The sequence below is a fragment of the Pseudomonas sp. NPDC086566 genome (assembly GCF_050280885.1).
In the GTDB taxonomy this organism is placed as follows: Bacteria; Pseudomonadota; Gammaproteobacteria; order Pseudomonadales; family Pseudomonadaceae; genus Aquipseudomonas; species Aquipseudomonas vlassakiae.
The window spans coordinates 641,350-648,759 of sequence record NZ_JBNNWD010000002.1 but is presented as its reverse complement, the minus strand read 5'-3'; the positions used below and the strand labels follow the sequence as shown (position 1 = coordinate 648,759).

General features: G+C 61.3%; 7 protein-coding genes. 4 read left to right on the top strand and 3 right to left on the bottom strand.

What is annotated here, in order from left to right; translation table 11 throughout:
- Positions 1-304 precede the first annotated feature (304 nt).
- A complete protein-coding gene (gene tyrS / locus ACQKPS_RS07160; RefSeq protein ID WP_283724995.1) occupies positions 305-1,504 on the bottom strand; it encodes a tyrosine--tRNA ligase in 1,200 nt (399 codons plus the stop codon).
- 215 nt (positions 1,505-1,719) lie between these two features.
- On the opposite strand from tyrS, the gene ACQKPS_RS07155 reads away from it, so the two are divergent.
- Positions 1,720-3,138 (top strand): peptidoglycan DD-metalloendopeptidase family protein, encoded by a 1,419-nt coding sequence (locus ACQKPS_RS07155; protein WP_283724996.1) that lies wholly within the window; start codon positions 1,720-1,722, stop codon positions 3,136-3,138.
- A gap of 3 nt (positions 3,139-3,141) precedes the next feature.
- A complete protein-coding gene (locus ACQKPS_RS07150) occupies positions 3,142-4,233 on the top strand; it encodes an anhydro-N-acetylmuramic acid kinase (RefSeq protein ID WP_427603338.1) in 1,092 nt (363 codons plus the stop codon).
- 58 nt (positions 4,234-4,291) lie between these two features.
- On the opposite strand, the gene erpA is transcribed toward ACQKPS_RS07150, so the two are convergent.
- The gene (gene erpA, locus ACQKPS_RS07145; protein ID WP_015268740.1) at positions 4,292-4,642 is read right to left on the bottom strand and encodes an iron-sulfur cluster insertion protein ErpA; all 351 of its coding nucleotides are present in this window, start codon (positions 4,640-4,642) and stop codon (positions 4,292-4,294) included.
- A 146-nt stretch (positions 4,643-4,788) separates the two neighbouring features.
- Positions 4,789-5,823 (bottom strand): N-acetyl-gamma-glutamyl-phosphate reductase, encoded by a 1,035-nt coding sequence (gene argC, locus ACQKPS_RS07140; RefSeq protein WP_283724998.1) that lies wholly within the window; start codon positions 5,821-5,823, stop codon positions 4,789-4,791.
- 142 nt (positions 5,824-5,965) lie between these two features.
- On the opposite strand from argC, the gene hemJ reads away from it, so the two are divergent.
- On the top strand, positions 5,966-6,391 hold the full coding sequence (gene hemJ, locus ACQKPS_RS07135; protein WP_054885191.1) for a protoporphyrinogen oxidase HemJ: 426 nt from the start codon (positions 5,966-5,968) through the stop codon (positions 6,389-6,391).
- A 23-nt stretch (positions 6,392-6,414) separates the two neighbouring features.
- Positions 6,415-7,371, top strand: coding sequence for an NAD(P)H-dependent flavin oxidoreductase (locus tag ACQKPS_RS07130; RefSeq protein WP_283724999.1), 957 nt, complete (start codon positions 6,415-6,417; stop codon positions 7,369-7,371).
- The last annotated feature ends 39 nt before the right edge of the window (positions 7,372-7,410 follow it).

The window sequence follows — 7,410 nt, the reverse complement described above, 5'->3', positions numbered from 1 at the left end:
CAAACACTTGGCTCGCTGCGATCTCTCGTAGCGGGAGGCGAATAATACAGCGTTTAAAACCGCTGTCAACCTTCATCTCAACCGCTATCGATCATTTGACCGAAGCCTTCCAGCATCTTGCGAATCGTCTAACTCATTGAAAATCAAGGAGTTTGTCGTTCCGATGTCGCTAGAAGTGGGGCGCATTATAAGGGGATTCGAAACCCCGTCAACCCTTAATTTCAAGAACCTTTAATATCGCTGAAAAGCAAAGCGGGGAGGCCTGTCGGCCTCCCCGCTTCTATATAGCCATAACAGCAGGCGATCACTCAGCCTTCAGGGTAACCCGGCCAAACGACTTCTTGCCCGCCTGGCACACATGGGTCGCACCGAGAACAAACATGAAGTCCTTATCAACCACCGCACCATCGACTTTCACTGCACCACTACTGAGCAGGTCGCGCGCCTGGGCCGAGTTCTTGACCAGGCCTGCACGGTTCAGCACGGCAGCAATCGGCAGGTCCTCAGCGGCAGCCACTTCAATCTCCGGCAGATCTTCCGGCAGCTCGCCCTCTTTCATGCGATTGCCCGACGCGCGATGAGCATTGGCCGCAGCCTCTTCGCCGTGGAAACGCGCAACGATCTCCTCGGCCAGCTTGATCTTGATGTCACGCGGGTTCGCGCCATTGGCCACGTCGACCCGGAACTGATCGATCTCTTCCATCGAGCGGAAGCTCAGCAGCTCGAAGTAACGCCACATCAGTGTGTCCGGGATCGACACCAGCTTGCTGTACATCACACCCGGCGCCTCCTGGATGCCGACATAGTTGCCCAGCGACTTGGACATCTTCTTCACACCATCAAGCCCTTCGAGCAGTGGCATGGTCACAATGTTCTGTGCCTCCTGCCCATAGGAACGCTGCAACTCGCGCCCCATCAGCAGGTTGAACTTCTGATCGGTCCCACCCAGCTCCACATCCGCCCTCAGCGCCACGGAGTCGTAACCCTGCACCAGCGGGTAAAGGAACTCATGAATGGCGATCGGCTGGTTGGTGGTATAGCGCTTGTCGAAGTCATCACGCTCGAGCATGCGTGCAACGGTGTACTGCGATGCCAGGCGAATGAAGTCCGCCGGGGTCAGCTGGTCCATCCAGGTCGAGTTGAACGCGACTTCAGTCTTGGCCGGGTCGAGGATCTTGAAGACCTGCTGCTTGTAGGTCTCGGCGTTCTCCAGCACCTGCTCGCGGGTCAGCGGTGGGCGCGTGGCACTCTTGCCGCTCGGGTCACCGATCATGCCGGTGAAGTCACCGATCAGGAAGATGACCTGATGCCCCAGCTCCTGGAACTGGCGCAGCTTGTTGATCAGCACGGTATGCCCCAAATGCAGGTCAGGCGCAGTCGGGTCGAAGCCTGCCTTGATACGCAGAGGCTGGCCACGCTTGAGCTTCTCGACCAGTTCCGACTCGACCAATACCTCTTCCGCACCGCGCTTGATAAGCGCCAGCTGCTCTTCAACCGACTTCATAGACAGACCCGCAAGGCTCAGATTCAAAGGGAGCCAACCATACAAGATCGGCGATCAATTACAAGTTTCGAAATGAAATGTGACCCGACCGACGCGTCACGGCGTCTACGCGCCCTTGCGCGAAAGCGGATTTGGTTATATTTTATACAGTTATTTCATCTTCATCATGTCATTCATCTTTTCCATATTCATTTTTCTTCAAAGTCACCTTACCTATGACCAACGAAACGCCTAAAGCGCCCCCGCTTTATCCGAAAAGCCATCTGTTGGCCGCCAGCGGCATCGCCGCCCTGCTCAGCCTGGCGCTGCTGGTATTTCCCTCCAGCGAGGTCGAAGCCAAAAAGACCACCCTCAGCCTGGAGCTGGAAAGCCCGGCCGAGCAGCTGAAGGACGAAACCAACACCACGCCGCTGGTGCAGGCCCAAGGCGAACAGGGCTCCCCTTTCGCACAGATCGACAGCGCCGAAACCAACACTGAACAGGCAGCACAAGAAGCGCCTGCCACCGAGAAAACCCCTGCGGCCAAGGAACCAGGTCATCGTGAAGTGACCGTATCCCGTGGCGACACCCTTTCCACCCTGTTCGCCAAGGTAGGTCTACCGGCCAATGCCGTGCACGACCTGCTGGCCAGCAACAAGCAAGCCAAGCAGTTCAGCCAGCTGAAGCATGGCCAGGTGCTGCAGTTCGAACTCGACAAGGATGGCCAACTGGCCAGCCTGCACAGCAAGGTCAGCAACCTCGAAACCATCCGCCTGACCAAGACCGCGCAGGGCTACACCTTCGATCGCGAGATCAGCAAGCCGGTGGTCCGCACCGCTTACGCCCATGGCGTGATCAAAAGCTCGCTGTCGGCATCTGCCCAGCGCGCCGGCCTTTCCCACAGCATGACCATGGACATGGCCAAGGTTCTGGGCTACGACATCGACTTCGCTCAGGATATCCGCCCGGGCGACGAGTTCGACGTGGTCTACGAGCAAAAGGTCATGGACGGCAAGGTGGTCGGCACCGGCAACATCCTGTCCGCACGCTTCACCAACCGCGGCAAGACGTACACCGCCGTGCGCTACACCAACAAGCAGGGCAACACCAGCTACTACACCGCTGACGGCAATAGCCTGCGCAAAGCGTTCATCCGTACCCCGGTCGACTTCGCCCGCATCAGCTCGCGCTTTTCCGCCGGTCGCAAGCACCCGATCCTGAACAAGATCCGCGCGCACAAAGGTGTGGACTATGCCGCCCCGCGTGGCACGCCGATCAAGGCCGCCGGTGATGGCCGCATCGAACTGGCTGGCCGCCGTGGCGGTTACGGCAACACTGTGATCATTGCCCACGGCAACAGCTACAAAACCCTTTACGGTCACATGCAGGGCTTCGCCAAGGGCATCAAGACCGGCAGCAATGTGAAGCAGGGCCAGATCATCGGCTACATCGGTACTACTGGCCTGTCGACCGGCCCGCACCTGCACTACGAGTTCCAGGTAAACGGCGTGCACGTCGACCCGCTGAGCCAGAAGGTGCCGATGGCTGACCCGATCGCCAAGAACGAACGCCAGCGCTTCATGCAACAGAGCCAACCATTGATCGCCCGCATGGACCAGGAAAAGGCCACCATGCTCGCGGCCAACAAGCGCTGACCCATGGCGCTTTATCTGGGGGTGATGTCCGGCACCAGCCTTGATGGCCTGGATATCGCCCTGGTCGATCAGGGCGAGCAGCTTCAGTTGCTCGCCATTCATTACCTTCCCATGCCGGCCGACCTGCGCCAGCAACTGCTCAGCCTCTGCAGCAGTGGCCCCGACGAGATTGCCCGCGCCGCGCTGGCAGAGAACCGCTGGGCCAGCCTGGCAGGTGAAGGCGTACGGCAGTTGCTCGACAAGCAAGGGCTGCAGGCCGAGGCCATCCGCGCGATCGGCAGCCATGGCCAGACCATCCGCCATGAGCCGGCTCGCGGCTTCACCGTGCAGATCGGCAACCCGGCGCTGCTCGCCGAGCTTACCGGTATCAGCGTGGTCGCCGACTTTCGCCGCCGGGATGTAGCTGCAGGGGGCCAGGGCGCCCCCTTGGTGCCGGCCTTCCATGAAACCCTGTTCGGCCACCTCGGCCAGCGCCTGGCGGTCCTCAATGTGGGTGGTTTCAGCAACCTGAGCCTGATCGAAGAGGACAAGCCCGTGCATGGTTTCGACTGCGGGCCAGGCAACGTACTGCTGGACGCCTGGATCGAGCGCAAGCGTGGTCAGGCTTATGACGCGGATGGTGCCTGGGCTGCCAGCGGCATCGTGCAGGGCGATTTGCTCAGCCGTCTGCTGAGTGACCCGTTCTTCGCCGGCACCGGCCCGAAGAGCACCGGCCGAGAAGTGTTCAACCTGCCATGGCTGGATGGCCACCTGGCGAGTCTGCCGAGCTACCGTGACGAAGATGTGCAGGCCACTCTGCTGGAGCTGACCGCGCGCGGCATCGTCGAATCGTTGCAGAACGCCCAGCATGGCACCGAGGCACTGCTGGTCTGCGGCGGCGGCGCTCGCAATGGCGCGCTGATGAATCGGCTTGCCGAGCTGCTACCCAAGGCTCGGGTAACCAGCACCGGTGCCCATGGCGTGGATCCGGACTGGGTCGAGGCCATGGCCTTTGCCTGGCTCGCCCACTGCTGCCTTGAGGGTATTGCTGCCAATCGGCCAAGTGTGACAGCAGCCAAGGGGCTTCGCGTACTCGGCGCAATCTACCCCGCCTGATTACAAGCCAGAATGCAAAACGCCGCGCAATAGCGCGGCGTTTGCGTACAATCTGGGCTCAGATCGAGAACGAGGAACCGCAACCGCAAGTGGTCGCCGCATTCGGGTTCTTGATCACGAAGCGCGAACCTTCCAGGCCTTCCTGATAGTCCACTTCGGCACCGGCGAGATACTGGAAGCTCATTGGGTCGACCACCAGCGAAACGCCTTCACGCTCGACAATGGTGTCGTCTTCAGCCACGTCCTCATCGAAGGTGAACCCGTACTGGAAGCCCGAGCAGCCGCCACCGGTGACGAACACGCGCAGCTTGAGGCGGTCATTGCCTTCTTCGGAAACCAGGTTCTTCACCTTTTGCGCGGCGCCGTGGGTGAATTCCAAAGCCGTAGGGGTGAAGGTTTCGACGCTCATGTTGATTCTCCCGGCGCGGTAGCCGCCATAAAACTCGATGACGCGCATTATCCGCTTCTCCGAGAAAATTGGTCAAGAATTGTGCGGCTTTAGTCGCGACAAACGAAAAGGCCCGCACTGGGCGGGCCGGTTCCACCAGCGAGCGCTTACGGCAGCAGGCCGGCATGGGAAAGGCCCATGCGCTCGTCCAGGCCGAAGAGGATGTTGAGGTTCTGCACCGCCTGGCCCGAAGCACCTTTGACCAGGTTGTCGATTACCGACAGCACCACGACCAGATCACCACCCTGCGGGCGATGAACGGCGATACGGCAGACGTTGGCTCCGCGCACGCTGCGGGTTTCCGGGTGGCTGCCGGCCGGCATAACGTCGACGAACGGCTCGTCGGCGTAGCGCTTCTCGAACAGCGCCTGCAGGTCGACCGACTTGTCGGCGACGGTCGCATACAGGGTGGCGTGGATACCACGGATCATCGGAGTCAGGTGCGGGACGAAGGTCAGCCCGATGTCCTTGCCAGCGGCCAGGCGCAGGCCCTGGCTGATTTCAGGCAGGTGACGGTGGCCCTTGACCGCGTAGGCCTTCATGCTTTCGCCTGCCTCACAGAACAGCGAACCAACCGCTGCGCCACGGCCAGCGCCGCTGACGCCCGACTTGCAGTCGGCAATGAGGCGCGAGGGGTCGGCCAGGCCTGCTTCGAGCAGAGGCAGGAAGCCCAACTGGGTAGCAGTCGGGTAGCAACCCGGCACGGCAATCAGGCGTGCCTGGCGGATTTTTTCTCGGTTGACCTCTGGCAAGCCGTAGACGGCGTCCTTGAGCAGCTCTGGAGCGCCATGTGGCTGGCCGTACCATTTGCCCCACTCGGCTGCATCCTGCAGGCGGAAGTCGGCGGACAGGTCGATCACCTTGGTCCCGGCCGCCAACAGCTCGCCAGCCAGGGCATGGGCGACCCCGTGCGGCGTGGCGAAGAACACCACGTCGCAGGCAGCCAAGGTTTTGCTGTCCGGCACACTGAAAGCCAGGCCGTCATAGTGGCCGCGCAGGTTCGGATACATGTCGGCCACCGCCACGCCCGCTTCGGAGCGCGAAGTGATGACCGCCACTTCGGCCTGAGGATGCTGTGCCAGCAGACGCAACAGTTCGACGCCGGTGTAACCCGTGCCGCCGACGATACCGACCTTGATCATAACGCTTGCCCCTTATCAACGAGCCGTCTGGAAAGCGCACGATGATAGGGGGGCAAAGCGGCTGTAACAACTCTTGGGGTGCCCCTTCGAGCGCTTGGGCTCTACTATCTGACGACCGTGATTACCTGAAGGAACTCCCTCCATGCTTTACCTATGGATCAAAGCGCTGCATATCGTCAGCGTGGTTTGCTGGTTCGCCGGCCTGTTCTACCTGCCCAGGCTGTTCGTCTACCACGCCCAGAGTCAGGACAGTATCAGCCAGGAACGCTTCGTTACCATGGAGCGCAAGCTGTACCGCGGCATCATGAACCCGGCAATGATCGCCACCTACGTATTTGGCGCCTGGATGCTCTACCTGACACCCGGATGGCTGAGCCAAGGCTGGCTGCATGCCAAGCTCACCCTGGTGATTCTGCTGACCGGCTACCATCACATCTGTGGCGCTCAGCGCAAACGCTTCGCCGCTGGCAACAATACCCGCAGCCACGTCTACTACCGCTGGTTCAACGAGGTGCCTGTGCTGTTCCTGCTGGGCATCGTGATTCTCGTGGTGGTCAAACCGTTCTGACATAACACGATGGAGCCTCATCCATGTCCCTGCCCGCTTCGCTTGAACAACGCCTGCGCTTGCCTGTGGTGGCGGCGCCGATGTTCCTGATCTCCAACCCCGAGCTGGTACTGGCCTGCTGTGGCAGTGGCGTGGTCGGCAGTTTCCCGGCGTTGAACCAACGTGACAGCGCCGGCTTCAAGGCCTGGCTGGAAGAAATCGAGGCGGGACTGGCACAGTTGCAGGCGCCAGCGCCCTATGCGGTGAACCTGATCGTCCACCCGACCAACCCGAGGTTACAGGCTGACCTCGCACTGTGCGTCGAGCACCGCGTACCCATTGTCATCACCAGCCTCGGCGCCGTGAAGGAAGTGGTAGATGCCGTGCACGGCTACGGCGGCCTGGTGTTCCACGACGTCACCACTCGCCGTCACGCCGAGAAAGCCGCCGAAGCCGGCGTCCATGGTCTGATCGCCGTGGCAGCCGGCGCCGGTGGCCATGCAGGTACCTGGAGCCCGTTCGCGCTGGCGGCCGAAATCCGCCAGTTCTTCGACAAGACCCTGCTGCTGGCCGGTTGCATCAACCACGGCCACGAGATTCTCGCCGCGCAATTGCTCGGTGCCGACCTGGCCTACATGGGCACGCGCTTCATTGCCACCCACGAAAGCCATGCCCAACCGGCCTACAAACAGATGCTCCTTCAGGCCCAAGCCGCAGACATCATCCACACGCCTGCGGTCTCCGGCATACCGGCCAGCTTCCTGCGTCCCAGCCTTGAACAGGCCGGGTATGACATGGCGGCACTGAAAACCGGGCATGAGCAAGGCAAGCTCAAGCCGATCGACGATGAAGCCAGGGCCTGGAAGACCGTCTGGTCGGCCGGCCAAGGCGTCGGCGAAATCCATGACCTGCCTGCGGCCGCCACACTGATCGAGCGCCTGCACGGCGAGTACCGCGCCGCCTTGGCGCGTTCCCAGGCATTGCGCGACAAAGCCCGGTAGCAAAAGGCAACAACTCGCCCGGCCAGGCTGTACACTAGG

Bases quoted from the DNA above. Each gene is read 5' to 3' on its own strand.
- tyrS (WP_283724995.1), bottom strand. From the start codon at position 1,504: ATGAAGTCGGTTGAAGAGCAGCTGGCGCTTATCAAGCGCGGTGCGGAA.
- ACQKPS_RS07155 (WP_283724996.1), top strand. From the start codon at position 1,720: ATGACCAACGAAACGCCTAAAGCGCCCCCGCTTTATCCGAAAAGCCAT.
- ACQKPS_RS07150 (WP_427603338.1), top strand. From the start codon at position 3,142: ATGGCGCTTTATCTGGGGGTGATGTCCGGCACCAGCCTTGATGGCCTG.
- erpA (WP_015268740.1), bottom strand. From the start codon at position 4,642: ATGAGCGTCGAAACCTTCACCCCTACGGCTTTGGAATTCACCCACGGC.
- argC (WP_283724998.1), bottom strand. From the start codon at position 5,823: ATGATCAAGGTCGGTATCGTCGGCGGCACGGGTTACACCGGCGTCGAA.
- hemJ (WP_054885191.1), top strand. From the start codon at position 5,966: ATGCTTTACCTATGGATCAAAGCGCTGCATATCGTCAGCGTGGTTTGC.
- ACQKPS_RS07130 (WP_283724999.1), top strand. From the start codon at position 6,415: ATGTCCCTGCCCGCTTCGCTTGAACAACGCCTGCGCTTGCCTGTGGTG.